This window comes from Anabaena sp. PCC 7938 (genome assembly GCF_049315035.1).
Lineage (GTDB): Bacteria > Cyanobacteriota > Cyanobacteriia > Cyanobacteriales > Nostocaceae > Anabaena > Anabaena cylindrica.
Genome location: NZ_CP186038.1, coordinates 99,644 through 114,869, shown reverse-complemented (window position 1 = coordinate 114,869; position 15,226 = coordinate 99,644). Strand labels below are relative to the sequence as shown.

Sequence of the window (15,226 nt, the reverse complement as noted above, 5' to 3'; positions counted from 1 at the left end):
GAATTAATCACAAAAATAGCATTAATAAAAAAACAAAACCAAAGTTGCCATAAAAACAATTCAGAGATTTGAATTTGCGCTGAAAATTTCATTAGTAAATTACCTGAATTTACCAAAATGTAGAAATTTATCATCTCGATTAATCTGTGTTTATTTATGATTTTATAAACATTTAAATTTATTCAATGGAGGATAATCTATTCATGCCTAATTCAGCATCCCAACCAACTAAAGTGAAGAGCAAGAATAACGAATTTTCATCTACAGCAGATGCAGTCCGTATCTATCTTCATAAAATTGGACGTATACCTCTTTTAACTCATGAGCAAGAAATTTTTTTTGCTAAACAAGTTCAGCAAATGATGGTGATGCTAACTGCGAAGGAAGAACTATCTGAAAAATTACAGCGTGAACCCACTCGGCAAGAATGGGCTGACAAGATGCAGTTGGAAGAAGATATGCTGCTGCAACAACTAAGTCAAGGACAAATTGCCAAGCAGAAGATGATTCAGGCTAATCTGCGGTTAGTGGTGTCTATTGCTAAAAAATACCAGAAACGCAATATTGAGTTTCTAGACTTAATTCAAGAAGGTGCATTGGGGCTAGAACGAGGGGTAGAGAAATTTGATCCAACTCTTGGATACAAGTTTTCTACTTATGCTTACTGGTGGATTCGTCAGGGAATTACACGAGCGATCGCACAACAATCCCGCACTATTCGTTTACCCATTCACATGGCTGATAAGCTGAACAAAATTAAACGTGTTCAGCGAGAGTTATCTCAAAAGCTTGGTCACACTGCCGACGTGACTGAAATTGCCCAAGCGCTTAATCTAGAACCCAGACAGATTCGAGAATGTTTGCAGTTTGCTCGTCAACCTGTTTCCTTAGATATGGGAATTGGATCTGAGCAGGGTACTCAATTGCAGGATATGCTGAAGGATGATGGAATGTCTCCCGAACGCTACACGGAGCGAGAATTGCTCTATCAAGATGTTCACAAACTATTAGCAAAGCTGACTCCCCAGCAAAAGGAAGTATTAATCTTGCGCTTTGGTTTAGCAGGTGGATGCGAACTGACCCTAGTACAGATTAGTCAACGGATAGGTATTTGTCGAGAACGAGTGCGACAACTGGAAAAACAAGCTCTCACGCTTCTACGAAGATATGGGTTTAACTCACGCAGCTATCTAGCTGACTGATACTCCTTAATTTTGAAAGCTTGTAGTGTCAACTGGCAAGTGAGAAACCACCTGTTGGCTGTTCCTAGTGTAAGTAATATTGCCATATTTGGTGAGGATGAGCGTCAGTATCAAGTGCTGGTAAACCCAGATAAATAGTTACAAATTTTTAAGTTAGTGAACTAAATTAGAATTTATCAGCAAAATAACTTACTTCTAAGCTAGATTGACACGATACATTATCAATACCTGTGCCAAAATCCTGAAACCCTATTCATCTCGTAACGATTTTATTGGCTTTCAGCCCTATATTTTGCAAATTGGTGAAGGTATTGATTATAAAATTAAAATGGCGTTAAAGTAGCAAATAATACGTTTTGGTATTAGCATTCACGTCATCATTACAAGAGGGTGTGAGGAAAAATAATATGTCGAATCTATTGTGGAAAACACTGATATTCAGCCCAGCATTTTTGGGAGTAACTTTTGCTATCTCAGCTAGTGCCATTGCTGCTGACAGCCAACAACAGCCATCACAAACTCATCAGCCGTTACTTGCTCAAACAAACGCTGACGAAAACGTTTTTTCACAAATAAACCAATACAATCTTGAAGCCAATAATCAAACTTCACTATCTCAAGTTACATCAGTTTCCCAATTTTCGGATGTACAACCAACAGACTGGGCTTTTCAAGCCTTGCAATCTCTTGTTGAGCGATATGGTTGTATTGCAGGTTATCCCAACGGTACTTACCGGGGGAATCGTGCCTTAACTCGTTATGAATTTGCGGCAGGTTTGAATGCTTGTTTGGATAGAGTTAATGAACTGATTGCTACAGCAACTACTGATTTGGTGACGAAAGAGGATTTAGCTACCCTACAGCGTTTACAAGAAGAATTTTCTGCGGAACTTGCAACACTCAGAGGTCGAGTAGATGCGTTGGAAGCACGCACGGCTGAGTTGGAAGCTAATCAGTTTTCGACCACCACAAAGCTAGTAGGTGAAGCGGTTTTTGCGGTTACGGATAGTTTTGGCAACAATGATAATAACAATACCGTTTTCCAAAACCGGGTGCGTTTAGACTTGCAAACTAGTTTTACGGGTAAAGATACCCTGCACACTCGGATTGCAGCCGGTAATGCTACTCCATTATCTTTACCCAATGGCACTGCTGAAGGCACTCAAACTTTTAACTTGTTTCTTGGTAGTAATAATAGTGCTTTTATAGATTGGTTAGCGTATTACTTCCCTGTTGGCAACTCTCAAGTTTATGTAGCTGCTACTGGAGGTATTCAAAGCGATTATGTTCCCACCGTTAACCCTTATTTTGAAGACTTTGATGGTGGTAACGGTGCTTTATCTACCTTTGCTTCCGAAAGTCCTATCTATCGCATCGGTGGCGGTGCAGGAATTGGTGTTAATGTCCCATTTGGTAGTGGTAACTTCAAACCTTCATTAACTTTGGGTTATTTAGGATCTGAAGCAAATAATCCCAGTCCAGGCTCAGGTTTATTAGACGGTAACTATGCAGCTTTAGCACAGTTGAATCTTAACGTTGGCGATCGCCTGACCTTGGCTGCAACCTACGTTCACGGTTATCATGGTGCAAATAGTGCTTTATTTGATGCTGGTTCGGTAAGTGCTGCTGTAGTTGGGACTTCACAAGCTAATTTTGTCGGTGGTGGCAATCCATTTGTAAGTAATTCTTATGGCTTTGAAGCAGCTTTCAGACCTAGCGATAAACTGTCAATTAGTGGGTTTGCACTCCACAGTAATATTACAGGCTTTGGAGCTAACGATAACGATGAAGTTTGGAGCTATGGATTGGGTGTAGCTTTACCCGACTTTGGCAAGAAGGGCAATCTTTTAGGGATTTTTGCAGGAGCGCAACCATATTTAGGTAGTAACAACGGAGATAAACCCTATCACATTGAAGGCTTTTATAGATATCGCATTAGTGACAACATTTCTATTACTCCTGGTGTAATTTGGTTAACTAATCCTGGTCAATCTGCTAACAATAACAATGATGCTGTGATTGGTACATTGAGAACAACTTTCACTTTCTAAAATAGAATTTTGGGTTGAGCTATGCTCAACCCAACACTTATTAATTAGGTGGTTTTAGTTTGTAATATTTTGATGTACTCTGATAACGTGTTTTATTTCCAGGCTTCAGGATACCCACTCTACCTACATGACTCTTGATTCAAGAACGCCGATTATCATTTTTGGAATCCTTTTCCTCTATAATTAACTAATTCTTCATATCCAGACATATAGGCATAATTATCTTTAATATCTAAGCCTAAAAATCTAGAAAAACGTGCAGAGTCGTTTCCTACTAATTGTCCTTTTCGGGGCTTACCGTGGTAATTAGCTAAAGCAATTTTAGCTTGACGAAAGGATCTTACGGGTACAAAAACATCTGTTTGGTTAAAAGACCATAAATCTTCGGAATGTCTTGCCGCAAACAACAGTTCTCCTAATGCTTGGTTTTTCGCATCATCTTGTTTATAAGTTAGAGCTAGATGCTTATCTAAATAGATAATTCTTCCTGAATTAATATTTTCTGTAATATCTAAAGAGTCAATCAAATTTGATAAAAATTTTCGATGTTCAGGGTAAGTAGCACCGAGAAAAGGAATAACACCGACTACCCAACCCCTCGCACCCGTTTCTTTATGAGTTTCATAATCTTGATAACATTGTTTTAAACACGGTATATAAAATTTATCAAAAGGGATTTTCATCTGAGAAATTGTTTGCATATTAACAGCTAATATAAACTTTTTAAATGATTTCGATTTCTCTAGTACCTTTATCAGAGTAGAATCATAAAATTTTGGGGGCTGATTCTGATATTTTTCCCATAACATATCAAATACAACTCTAAAATCTCTGCTATCATTGAGCAAAAAATCGTTTACTTTTTGATAGCCATAACTAGTAAAAACTTGTGATTGTATTTGTCTTAATTTTTCATTACTTTTAACTACAGTATTGCCAATGCGGATTTTAGACATAGTGTTTTTGTTTTTAAATGACTTTTTAGGAACTAGGAGGTAAAAGTTCTGTTAAAGGTGTGGTTTCACGTTCAATTATGTTGATACTAAGAATTTCCTGTGCTTTGCTCGAATTGAGTGAAACAGTAAACATGAGATGCACATAATTTACTTGGTCATTTCCACTTGTATATGGAACAGCATGATAGATAACCGGAAACCTTTCTTGAGAATACATAATTAGAGGTTCTATTAATCTGGCAAGAATTCGCGTTCCACCAAATATGTAGCTTCGTTCTTGAGCAACTTTCAACTCTGGTAAAGTCCACCAATTAAAAACTATTTCACCGTCAGAGCTATCACTAAGTCCCCATTCTTGACGATAATGTTTTGGAGTTAGAGTTAGTAAACCCTTACCCTCTTCATTTCGTCGCCGCTTCGCCAGTCTAATCAATGAGGAGTCAAATGCGGTGGCAATAGCTGACCTAAAATCTGATGACTCTTTAGCAAGATCGTTATATTTTATAAATGTAAAGGCATCTCCAATCCCTTTAGTATCGTCGGTGATTATGTTCACTAACAAAATTTGATTGCCATTAACTAATTCTTCAAAATCTAATGAGCTATTGAGATATGGTGGCTTAGGTGGTTTACCAAACCCTTTTCCCCCGCTACGTTTTGCTTTTGCCATTACTTACCTCTGCTGCTCAACCTAATCCAAAAAATATGAGAATTACACAAATAGCCTCATTATTTTAACGTTTAGCTGACTCATTTACAGCAACTCATTGATGTTCAATAGCCCAATGATAATTAGTTATGGATTTTAAAAAAGGAGTAAAGGAATCGCGCCTACGATGGAGCGTATCTCATCGCTCACACTCTTCCTTGTACAAATTTCACCTGAATTTCATTCTAGTCTGTCATCCTAGAGAAAGTTAATGCTGACTCATCCTCAGTAAAACTTTATCTTTCTCACTAATGCTTAATTCTATTGTTAAATGGTCGATCGCTCAACGCTGGCTAGTGGTTATTGCTTCTATCCTCATATCAGTTTGGGGCTTTCTCGTCCTGACGCAAATGCCACTGGATGTATTTCCCAACTTTGCTCCTCCGCAAGTGGAAATTATGACCGAAGCCCCAGGACTTGCACCAGAGGAGGTTGAATCCCTAGTTACTCGACCGATAGAAAGTGTGATTAACGGCACTCCTGGACTAGAAACATTGCGTTCTGCCTCAGCTGTCGGTCTTTCATCTGTGAGAGCGACTTTTAGCTTGGATACAGAAATTTATCGCGCCCGCCAATTGGTAACGGAACGGTTGCAACAAGCACGCAGTCAACTACCGCAAGGTGTGGAAAACCCAGAGGTTCTGCCTGTTAGTTCACCCTTGGGATGGACTGTCAAATATGCCTTTACTTCTGAAACCACTCCGATGATGGAGGTCTGGCGGATTGTCAACTGGCAAGTGAAAAACCGCCTGCTTGCTGTCCCTGGCGTAAGTAATGTCGTCATATTTGGTGGGGATGAGCGTCAGTATCAAGTGTTGGTAAACCCAGATAAATTGAAAGCGTTTAATGTTTCCCTTGATGATGTCACCAAAGCAGCACAAGCATCCAACGCCAATGCACCAGGGGGATTTTTAATTACTCCTGACCAAGAGACATTGGTGCGAGGGGTTGGACGGATTGAATCTATTGAACAGCTAAAGAAATCAGTAATTAAAGCCAAAAATGGCACGCCAATCCTGTTGGAACAAGTGGCGGATGTACAAATTGGTGCAGCACTCAAACGCGGTGATGGTAGTTTTGCGGGTAAAAAAGCGGTAATTTTGACAGTCAACAAACAGCCAGCAGCAGATACGCCAAAAGTAACGAAGGCAGCTGAAAAAGCAATGGAGGAAATTCAAGCCGGTCTGCCCAAAGATGTCAAAATTACAACTACTTTCCGTCAGGAAGATTTTATCGAAGCCTCGCTCAAAAACGTTGAAGAAGCTTTGCGCGATGGCACAATCATCGTTTGTGTCATCTTGATTTTATTTCTGATGAACTGGCGCACGGTGATTATTAGTTTGAGTGCGATTCCCGTGTCTTTGTTGTTGGGAATGATGATCCTGAATTGGACGGGACAAGGTATCAATACAATGACTTTGGGCGGACTTGTTGTTGCGATTGGTTCGGTGGTGGATGATGCAATTGTCGATATGGAGAATGTCTACCGCCGTTTGCGAGAAAACCAAATAGCAGGCAATCCTGTACCACCACTGCAAGTTGTTTTTAATGGCTCAGTGGAGGTGCGGGTAAGCGTACTGTTCTCGACAATCATTATTGCAGTCGTCTTTGCACCAATTTTTGCTCTTTCTGGTGTAGAAGGTCGGATTTTTACACCGATGGCTGTAGCTTATTTGCTGTCAATTGGCGCTTCTACCTTAGTAGCACTGACATTGACTCCAGCACTGTGCGCCCTTTTGCTAGTAAATCGGCGTTTACCAAGTACAGAAACTTGGGTTGAACGATTTTCCCATCGTTTGTATCGTCCACTTTTGAAATTTTCTATTCGTCGCCCCAAGATTATTTTGACAGGTGCGATCGCTGCTTTTGTGGCTTCAACGATGATTCTACTCTCGTTAGGGCAAGTTTTTTTACCAGAATTCCAAGACCGCTCTTTGGTAATCGCCGCAGTTTTAATGCCTGGTCAATCTCTGAATGCGACTAATCAAGTAGGCATAGTGATCGAAGAAGCCCTGAAAAAAAATCCTGGGGTTGAAACGGCTCAATTGCGCTCTGGGCGGGCTGTAGGGGATACTGAGGTGGCTGGTGTAAACGGGGCGGAAATAGATGTCCAACTTAGCGAGGAGGGGGGAAAAGATCGAGAAAAAACAATTGAAATGATTCGTAAAGAATTTGATAAAATTCCCGGAGTCGTTCCCAATATCGGCGGGTTTATTTCGCACCGGATGGATGAAGTGCTTTCTGGGGTACGGAGTGCGATCGCTGTGAAAATTTTTGGCCCCGATTTGGAAGAACTCCGCACCCTTGGTCAACAAGTACAATCAGCTATGGGCGGTGTTTCGGGTCTAGTAGATTTGCAACTAGAACCGCAAGTACCAATTAAACAGGTACAAATTCAATTCGACCGCAATGCAGCAGCCCGCTATGGTTTAACTATTGGCGAATTGTCAGAGATAATAGAAACTGCACTGAATGGGCGAGTCGTTTCCCAAGTATTGGAGCAACAACAAACCTTTGATATGGTGGTTTGGTTGCAAGAGAAATACCGTAACAATATTGAAATTATCGGTAATTTGTTAGTTGATACACCCAACGGACAAAAAATTCCCTTAGCCCAAGTCGCAAAAATCAACTATGGTACAGGCCCCAATACCATCAACCGCGAAAACGTCTCCCGTTATATTGTCGTATCCAGCAATGTGGCTGGACGAGATTTAGGTTCTGTAATTAAGGATATTCGGGACAGAGTTAAGCAACAGGTGCAATTACCCTCTGGATATTTTATTGAATACGGTGGTCAATTTGAAGCGCAAGAGGGAGCGACGAAAACTTTACTTTCGGCTGGGGGATTAGCATTTGTGGCGATCGCAGTCTTGATTTACTTTGCTGTCAAGTCGATTCCTGCCACCATCATGATCTTGATAAACTTGCCCTTAGCCTTAGTGGGTGGAGTCATTTCCATCGCTTTAACTGGTGGTATTCTCTCTGTAGCTTCAATGGTAGGATTTATTACCTTATTCGGCGTTGCTACACGCAATGGACTATTACTTGTTGAGAACTACAATTCTAGGATGGCAGAAGGACAGCCTCTGCGACAGGCTTTGATGGAAGGGTCAGTAGAAAGGTTGGCTGCTATCTTAATGACGGCGCTATCATCGGCTTTGGGTATGGCACCCTTGGTAATTGGTAGTGGAGCCGGAAAAGAAATCCTCCAGCCACTAGCTGTTGTAGTGTTAGGTGGATTGTTTACCTCAACCGCTTTAACCTTGTTAGTGCTTCCGGCTTTGTATGTCCAGTTTGGTAGATTTGTGGTGCCAAGAAAGGCTGAACCAATCATTCAGCCAGAAATTGCAGGAGAAGCCAGAGCCTAGCACAACAAGGCGGAATTTGAAATGGGCTACGCCTCACTACGCTAACGGAATTAGGAATTAGAATTCCTATACCCCAAGGGTTTCATTGATTTGAAATGGGTGGTTTACTTACAACGTGCTGCATTAGTTTTTAATTCACAAAACATCAAGGAGTTTGAATTCATGAAATTTCTGAAGACCAGTTTAGTAATTGTTAGCAGTGTCGGATTAATTTTTTTGGGTGCTTGTAGTGGTGGGAATCAAGCCGCTAACTCGGAAAGTGCTACTAAAACTGAACCCGTTGCTAAAACAGCAGCTACAGAAACATCTACTAAGACTGAACCCGTTGCTAAAACTGGGGAAGTGCATAATGAAAACGACGGTCATGGCCATGATGAAAAAGGTGGTCACTCCAATAGCGGAGAGAAGTCTAGCAGTCAAGTTGTAAATTCGGGCAAATATCATTTAGAGTTTAAATCAGATATAGAAAAAGATTCTACTCATTTAGATATCAGCGTACACGGCGAGCAAGACCAAGCAATTACTGATGCCAAGCTCACGGCTCAAGTTCAGCTACCAGATGGCACTAAAAAAACTCTACAAGTTCCTTATAATACCGAGGAAAAGCAATACACAGCAAAGCTACCTGCAATTGCAACGGGAGAGTATAAAGTTGTGATTCAAACGGATGTCAAAGGTGAAAAATTTAATGGTCGCTTTACCTTTAAACGATAATTAATAGCAAGTGGTAGCGACAGGATAACAGTTATGGTTCAACAGTACAATCACGAACCAATTAAATGGAAGCAGCTAACAATCTATATCAGTGAGTCTGATAGTTGGCAGCACCAACCACTTCACCAAACTCTATTGGGAATCGCTCGACAACAGGGAATAACAGGGATGACGGTGATGCGAGCAATTTCTGGATATGGCAAACATGGTATTTTTCGCACTATGAACGAGCTAGATCCATCTATTGAGTCTTCTGTGCTACCACTTGTCATTACAGTTATTGATAGTGAAAGCGCAATAACCGAATTTTTTTCCTTGGTCAAAGATATGCTTAAAAATAAGTTTGTCACTTGTCAAAACCTAGAAGTTCTCTCACCGTTGGTAACGCTTTAAGGGCAATATTCATGTCTCACAATCACAGTCACGGACACAGCCACGAACCGACTAATTACAACCGTGCCTTTATTATTAGCGTTGCTCTCAACACTGGATTTGTTGTAATTGAAGTTGTTTATGGGTTAGCTGCCAATTCCCTCGCACTACTTGCCGATGCTGGTCACAATTTGAGTGATGTTCTAGGTTTATTACTCGCCTGGGGAGCAAGCTTCCTCGGTCGTCGCCAACCAACACCACGCCGCACTTACGGGTTACGTCGCTCCTCTATTTTGGCTGCTCTATTAAACGCTATCCTCGTACTTGTAGCTTCTGGCGCAGTTGCCTGGGAAGCCATACAGCGTTTTGCTCAACCTAGTCCAGTATCAGGTAGTACAATTATTGGCGTGGCTGCGGTAGGTATTGTCATCAATATGGGAAGTGCTTTGATGTTCTTGTCGGGTCGTGAAAGAGACTTGAATATTAGAGGAGCCTTTATTCACTTAGTTGCTGACGCGGCGGTGTCTTTGGGTGCAGTCCTGGCTGGTATTGCGATTGTTACCACTGGTTGGCTATGGTTTGACCCAGTTGTAAGTTTGATGATTGTTGTCGTGATTGTTATGAGTACTTGGCAATTATTCCAAGAATCTTTGAACTTAGTCACAGATGCAGTACCAGCAGGTATTGAACCACTTGCAGTCCGTACATTCTTAGCTGAACTTCCTGGTGTATCTAGTGTTCATGACTTGCACATCTGGGCAATGAGTACCACAGAAACAGCTCTCACTGCTCACTTAATTATGCCTGCTGGAAATCCTAATGATGCTTTTTATAGTTCAGGTCAATCAACAACTTCACGACCATTTTGGTATCGAACACACTACAATTCAGATAGAAATAGGCGATCCAAGTTATCCATGTCCTCTTGCTCAAGAAAACGTGGTTTAAATCAATTGAGTTGAGTATATGGATAGAGAATTTGGTGGCGCGTTTAGAGTAATTACTGTAACCGAATACCTAATCATCTTAGCTTTGTGAGAACAAATCTCCAAAGTAATAGTTATTTAAATAAATTTGCTGATTTTAATATATACGAAAATAACTAAATTTAGAAAAAAAAATCTATAAAATACTGATTTTTCATCTTAATTTCATCCTGTTTTTGTAAAGTAGAGTTTAGAGATTTAAACTTTAAATCTTATAGCTCTTTAAAATGCCACAGTTGTCTCACTAAATTATGGGTGCAACTAGAATTGTGATGCTTATAAATTAAGATGAAATCAAAGTCATCATCTCAAAAGATGAGCTTTATTCCTCGCTCTATCCTGCGGACGATAGGAAAGTTTCAACAGACTTTAGATCCAAATGCCGAAGCAAAGGTTATTGAAGAGTTTCGCGCTTCTCGACTGCAAACAATTTCCTCCCTCCGTTTTCTGTTAATTCTGATTGTAGTTCCATTACTTATAAATCAGCTTTCTAGAAACTTTTTCATCACTCCCCTAATTGAGAAGTTTTGGAATCCACAAGAATCACATATTTTCTTGAATTCTTCTCAAGAAGAAAAAGCTTTAGCGGAACTCAAGATATTTGAGCAAAGTGTTTATTTTGAAGCTCGAATAGGTAAAATCAGCACATTCTCTGAAGAGCTTGTTCAAAATAAGATTAAGAAAAAAGCTATTGCGTTAGTAGAAGAAAATAAAATTGAAAGTATTAATGCAGTAACAAATGTTTTTACAGATATACTTACAGCCATCACATTAATTATTTTAATCTTAACAGGTAAGCAGCAGCTATCCATTCTTATGTCTTTTGCTGGCGATATAACTTATAGTCTAAGCGACTCCGCTAAGGCTTTTTTAATTATTCTATCTACAGATATATTTGTCGGTTTTCACTCTCCTTATGGTTGGCAAATAATTATAGAAAGTGCTTTTCAACATTACGGTTTACCAGAAAATAAAAGCCTTACTTCTTTATTTATTGCTACTGTTCCAGTAATCATGGATACAGTCTTCAAATATTGGATATTTCGCTATCTAAATCGCAGTTCTCCTTCAGCCGTGGCTACTTACCGTAACATGAATGAATAATTTTTATTAAAGATATTTTCACATAAACAAAAAATACTGAAATTATGCCAATTCTCAACATGATTACAACAACTTCAAATATTAAATTCAGCACAGATATAGTTCGGAATTATCTGCAAGACATTGTTCGTGTACCATTATTGACTCATGAGGAAGAAATTTCATCTAGCAAACAGGTACAGCAGATGATTACGTTACAAAATAAAAAGGAAACTTTGAAGAAACAACTCAACCACGAACCATCTCAAAAAGAATTAGCTCAATATGTGCAACTTAGTGAAATGGAAGTGAAGGAAATTTTTCAGAAAGGTGTACAAGCAAAGCAAAAAATGATAGCAGCAAATCTGCGTTTAGTGGTTTCTATTGCTAAAAAATATCAAGGACGAAATGTGGAGTTTATGGATTTAATTCAGGAAGGTTCACTAGGTTTAGAACGTGGCGTAGAGAAATTTGACTCTACTCGTGGCTATAAATTTTCTACCTATGCTTATTGGTGGATTAGCCAGGGAATGACACGAGCAATATCTCAGCAATCACGAACTATTAGACTGCCAATTCATCTTACCGAAAAGTTGAATAAACTTAAAAAAGTGCAAAGGGAATTATCTCAAAAACTAAACCGCAGTCCTAGTATGTTTGAAATTGCAGAAAAGATGCAATTAAATCCTGCTCAAATCCGCGAATTGCTGATGATATCTCGTCAACCTGTCTCATTAGATAAACAAGTGGGCGATAACGAAGACACAGAATTGCAAGAACTTTTAACAGAAGCTCCAGAAGCCTCGCCTGAAATCCAAGTAACTCAAAATTTAATGCGTCAAGATATCTATCTCTCACTGAGAGAATTAACTCCACAGCAGCAACAAGTCCTAATTTTGCATTATGGCTTGGAACATAATTGCGAACTCACCTTGACGCAGGTAGCTCAACATCTCAACATTAGTGAGAGGAGAGTTCGTTACTTAGAAAAACAAGCACTGAGTTACCTCCGTCGTTGCCACACAAATCTACAAGAGTATATTTTCAGTTAAATGTATGACAAAACATTCAGTATGAATATCTTGCTTTTTCAACTATTTGTCAACATCATTATAAGCTGAAACACCGTTAGAGATAGCTTTAAGACTATAAAAAATGATACATTTACAAAAGTATTATAGCTTCATCAAAGGTCACTTATTTATTTTTTTAAGAAATCTCTGTAACTAGCGAAAATTTCACCCAAATTTCATCTTATTTTGTCAAACTATTAAGAGGTGACATCTTTCACTGGAGATAATTCTGATAATTGATGAATTTAGTAAAGTGATTATAAAAGCGTAATGAATAGAACAATGAATAATGTAAAAAAAAACAGCAGTCACTACTGATAATAAGTTCTACAAGATATCTACCCTTTTCGCTGGTATGAATGTAGAGTTACCAATTGGTATTGCTCAATTGCGTGTAATTTAATGAACAAATTGCTAAAATATATCTGCTGCTTATGAAAGTTTTGCTAGTTGAAGATGAGCCAGATCTAGGTGCATCAATTCAGCGAAAGTTGATTAAAGAAAAATATATTGTTGACTGGGTTTTGGATGGAAATGAAGCCTGGATTTATTTAGAAGATGATTTGACTCAATATACACTGGCAATCTTTGATTGGTTGTTGCCAGGAATGTCAGGCATAGAACTATGTAAGCGATTACGGGATCGCGGTGATGCTTTACCAGTGCTGATGCTAACTGCTAAAGATAGCATGGCAGATAAGGTAGCAGGACTAGATGCAGGGGCTGATGACTATTTGGTAAAGCCATTTGGTATGGTAGAACTGCTGGCACGGTTGCGAGCTTTGCAAAGGCGAGCTTCTTTTGGAGGCGCATCGCTTACGTCTCAGTTCCAGTCTTTACAATTGCAAGTTGGCGGACTTATCCTAGACTGCGGTAATTGTACAGTTTCTCGACAGTATCCTAATGGGGAAAATAAGGTAATTTATTTAACAAAAAAAGAATTTCAATTATTAGAATACTTGATGAAACGTCCTAATATAGTTATTACCCGCGACCAAATTTTAAATCATCTGTACGCCTTTAGTGCAGAACGCGTTAGTAATGTAGTAGCAGCTCAAATCCGACTTTTGCGACGCAAACTATCGGAATATGGTTGTGATGGCTTAATAGAAACTGTTCCTAGTATGGGTTATCGTTTCAATCCTGGCAATGCAGATTCGACTATTTCGTAAGACTCGCTGGCAATTGGCTACCTGGTATGCGGTAGTTATGGCTTTGATTCTATCCTTATGCGGTTTCGTGGTTTATAAGGTAATCATTGATGCTTATGTGGCTTCTATCAACCGGGAACTGGAATCGGTAGCAGGTACACTACATGATGTAATTGAACCAACTTTGAAACAACCTGGTATTACAGAGCTAGTTTTCCAGCAGGTTTTACCAAATATTTGTTTAGCTGAGTCCAGTTGTTCTACCCAAAATATCCTGAATCACAGTCAAAGCACCCATAATGAACACGGCATTTTTAGTACTGTATACAGAGATAAGCAATATTACATCCGTTTTGTCGATGGTTCAGGGCGGTTAATTGCGGTAGCAGGTTTCAAAGCTAATGAACTACCACCGACTGTGGACACTCAAGTGTGGCAAACAGTCAAAGACTTACAAGGCAATCGTTACAGTCAAAAATCTCTACTGCTGCACACTCAAGATAATCGGGATTGGGGCTATATTCAGGTAGGACGCAGTTTAAGTGACCTTGACAGTCGTCTGGCTGCTTTAAAAGTAATTTTGGTGTTGGGATTGCCAATTACGGTATTGTTAGTTGGCGGTTCTAGTTGGTTGCTGGCAGGGTTAGCAATGCGACCAATTGACTCTTCGTATAAACAAATGCAACAGTTTACGTCTGATGCCTCTCATGAGTTGCGTACTCCTCTTGCAGCGATTAATGCGACGGTAGAAACTTTATTTGATATGGAGTATCTGCCGGAGGAAGTGCAAGATATTTTGACATCTATTCAACGTCAGAATCATCGCCTAGCTGAATTAGTTCAGGATATGCTGTTACTGTCTCGATTGGAACAGCAAATGTTAGCGACACAACAAATACATTGCTGTCTGAATATTTTGATTAATGATCTGATAGAAGAATTTTCAGCGTTAGCGGCTGCGGCTTCTTTGCAGTTAACATCTTCGGTTTTATGCCAGGAGTTTTTATACGTGATGGGAGATGAAGACCAATTGTTACGTGTGCTTTCTAATCTCATTGCTAATGCTATTCAATATACCCCTGCTGGTGGTTGTGTAACTGTCATCCTCAAACGCAGCAATACTGATGCAGTGATTGAAGTTAAAGATACAGGCATTGGTATTGCATCGCAGGAACAAAAGCGGATTTTTGAACGATTTTATCGAGTGAATAGCGATCGCTCGCGTCGGACTGGTGGATCTGGATTGGGATTAGCGATCGCGCAAGCAATTGTTCAGGCTCATGGCGGTAGTATACAGTTGCAAAGCCAAGTTGGTAAAGGTAGCACTTTCATCGTTCACTTACCCTTGACAGACAAAGCGAGCGATCACATCGTACTGAGGGATCTGGATTTGGGTTAGCGATTCCAGAGCGAAGCGCTGAGTGCAAGGCACACGCTTCGCGAACGCTATCGCGCAAGCAATTGAGAGTGGAATATTCTCCTAGAAGATATAAATGAAATCACTAAAAAAGTTAAGTTTGACAATTTGTCTTTTGACGTAGCCTGTGGCTTGTGTGAG

At 39.7% G+C, this 15,226-nt stretch carries 12 protein-coding genes and 1 pseudogene; 11 read left to right on the top strand and 2 right to left on the bottom strand.

Features of this window, described 5'->3' with window-relative positions; genetic code table 11:
* Window positions 1-203: 203 nt before the first annotated feature.
* From sigB to ACOWPH_RS29755, 3 genes are all read left to right on the top strand, one after another.
* Window positions 204-1,202: a sigma-70 family RNA polymerase sigma factor SigB gene (gene sigB / locus ACOWPH_RS29765; RefSeq protein ID WP_015364264.1), complete on the top strand. Its 999-nt coding sequence runs from the start codon at window positions 204-206 to the stop codon at window positions 1,200-1,202.
* 12 nt (window positions 1,203-1,214) lie between these two features.
* Entirely contained in the window at window positions 1,215-1,340 is a 126-nt protein-coding gene (locus tag ACOWPH_RS29760) for a hypothetical protein (RefSeq protein ID WP_284697385.1), read from the top strand.
* A 269-nt stretch (window positions 1,341-1,609) separates the two neighbouring features.
* A complete protein-coding gene (locus tag ACOWPH_RS29755; protein WP_015364263.1) occupies window positions 1,610-3,253 on the top strand; it encodes an iron uptake porin in 1,644 nt (547 codons plus the stop codon).
* A 155-nt stretch (window positions 3,254-3,408) separates the two neighbouring features.
* Here ACOWPH_RS29755 and ACOWPH_RS29750 read toward each other — a convergent pair whose 3' ends face one another.
* Together ACOWPH_RS29750 and ACOWPH_RS29745 are read right to left on the bottom strand one after the other, a co-directional pair.
* Window positions 3,409-4,209 carry a hypothetical protein gene (locus ACOWPH_RS29750; RefSeq protein ID WP_015364262.1) on the bottom strand — a complete coding sequence of 267 codons (801 nt, stop codon included), beginning with the start codon at window positions 4,207-4,209 and terminating at the stop codon, window positions 3,409-3,411.
* A 25-nt stretch (window positions 4,210-4,234) separates the two neighbouring features.
* On the bottom strand, window positions 4,235-4,879 hold the full coding sequence (locus ACOWPH_RS29745) for a hypothetical protein (protein ID WP_015364261.1): 645 nt from the start codon (window positions 4,877-4,879) through the stop codon (window positions 4,235-4,237).
* A gap of 290 nt (window positions 4,880-5,169) precedes the next feature.
* On the opposite strand from ACOWPH_RS29745, the gene ACOWPH_RS29740 reads away from it, so the two are divergent.
* The 8 genes and pseudogenes from ACOWPH_RS29740 (at window position 5,170) to rppB (ending at window position 15,067) form a co-directional block, all read left to right on the top strand.
* Window positions 5,170-8,289 (top strand): CusA/CzcA family heavy metal efflux RND transporter, encoded by a 3,120-nt coding sequence (locus ACOWPH_RS29740; RefSeq protein ID WP_015364260.1) that lies wholly within the window; start codon window positions 5,170-5,172, stop codon window positions 8,287-8,289.
* Window positions 8,290-8,451: 162 nt separating this feature from the next.
* Window positions 8,452-9,003, top strand: coding sequence for a hypothetical protein (locus ACOWPH_RS29735; RefSeq protein ID WP_015364259.1), 552 nt, complete (start codon window positions 8,452-8,454; stop codon window positions 9,001-9,003).
* Between the two features lie 33 nt (window positions 9,004-9,036).
* Window positions 9,037-9,396, top strand: coding sequence for a DUF190 domain-containing protein (locus ACOWPH_RS29730; protein WP_015364258.1), 360 nt, complete (start codon window positions 9,037-9,039; stop codon window positions 9,394-9,396).
* 11 nt (window positions 9,397-9,407) lie between these two features.
* Window positions 9,408-10,323, top strand: a pseudogene (locus ACOWPH_RS29725) (cation diffusion facilitator family transporter).
* 353 nt (window positions 10,324-10,676) lie between these two features.
* Window positions 10,677-11,465: a hypothetical protein gene (locus tag ACOWPH_RS29720; RefSeq protein ID WP_052334555.1), complete on the top strand. Its 789-nt coding sequence runs from the start codon at window positions 10,677-10,679 to the stop codon at window positions 11,463-11,465.
* Window positions 11,466-11,509: 44 nt separating this feature from the next.
* Window positions 11,510-12,496: an RpoD/SigA family RNA polymerase sigma factor gene (locus ACOWPH_RS29715; protein ID WP_015364256.1), complete on the top strand. Its 987-nt coding sequence runs from the start codon at window positions 11,510-11,512 to the stop codon at window positions 12,494-12,496.
* 455 nt (window positions 12,497-12,951) lie between these two features.
* Window positions 12,952-13,689, top strand: coding sequence for a two-component system response regulator RppA (gene rppA / locus ACOWPH_RS29710; RefSeq protein WP_015364255.1), 738 nt, complete (start codon window positions 12,952-12,954; stop codon window positions 13,687-13,689).
* Window positions 13,667-15,067: a two-component system sensor histidine kinase RppB gene (gene rppB, locus ACOWPH_RS29705; RefSeq protein WP_015364254.1), complete on the top strand. Its 1,401-nt coding sequence runs from the start codon at window positions 13,667-13,669 to the stop codon at window positions 15,065-15,067. Before rppA ends, rppB begins: the two co-directional genes overlap by 23 nt.
* Window positions 15,068-15,226: the final 159 nt, after the last annotated feature.

What these genes read in the sequence shown, in the direction of transcription:
- sigB (WP_015364264.1), top strand. Translation starts at nt 204, where the DNA reads ATGCCTAATTCAGCATCCCAACCAACTAAAGTGAAGAGCAAGAATAAC.
- ACOWPH_RS29735 (WP_015364259.1), top strand. Translation starts at nt 8,452, where the DNA reads ATGAAATTTCTGAAGACCAGTTTAGTAATTGTTAGCAGTGTCGGATTA.
- ACOWPH_RS29730 (WP_015364258.1), top strand. Translation starts at nt 9,037, where the DNA reads ATGGTTCAACAGTACAATCACGAACCAATTAAATGGAAGCAGCTAACA.
- ACOWPH_RS29740 (WP_015364260.1), top strand. Translation starts at nt 5,170, where the DNA reads ATGCTTAATTCTATTGTTAAATGGTCGATCGCTCAACGCTGGCTAGTG.
- ACOWPH_RS29720 (WP_052334555.1), top strand. Translation starts at nt 10,677, where the DNA reads ATGAGCTTTATTCCTCGCTCTATCCTGCGGACGATAGGAAAGTTTCAA.
- ACOWPH_RS29715 (WP_015364256.1), top strand. Translation starts at nt 11,510, where the DNA reads ATGCCAATTCTCAACATGATTACAACAACTTCAAATATTAAATTCAGC.
- ACOWPH_RS29755 (WP_015364263.1), top strand. Translation starts at nt 1,610, where the DNA reads ATGTCGAATCTATTGTGGAAAACACTGATATTCAGCCCAGCATTTTTG.
- rppB (WP_015364254.1), top strand. Translation starts at nt 13,667, where the DNA reads ATGCAGATTCGACTATTTCGTAAGACTCGCTGGCAATTGGCTACCTGG.
- rppA (WP_015364255.1), top strand. Translation starts at nt 12,952, where the DNA reads ATGAAAGTTTTGCTAGTTGAAGATGAGCCAGATCTAGGTGCATCAATT.
- ACOWPH_RS29750 (WP_015364262.1), bottom strand. Translation starts at nt 4,209, where the DNA reads ATGTCTAAAATCCGCATTGGCAATACTGTAGTTAAAAGTAATGAAAAA.
- ACOWPH_RS29745 (WP_015364261.1), bottom strand. Translation starts at nt 4,879, where the DNA reads ATGGCAAAAGCAAAACGTAGCGGGGGAAAAGGGTTTGGTAAACCACCT.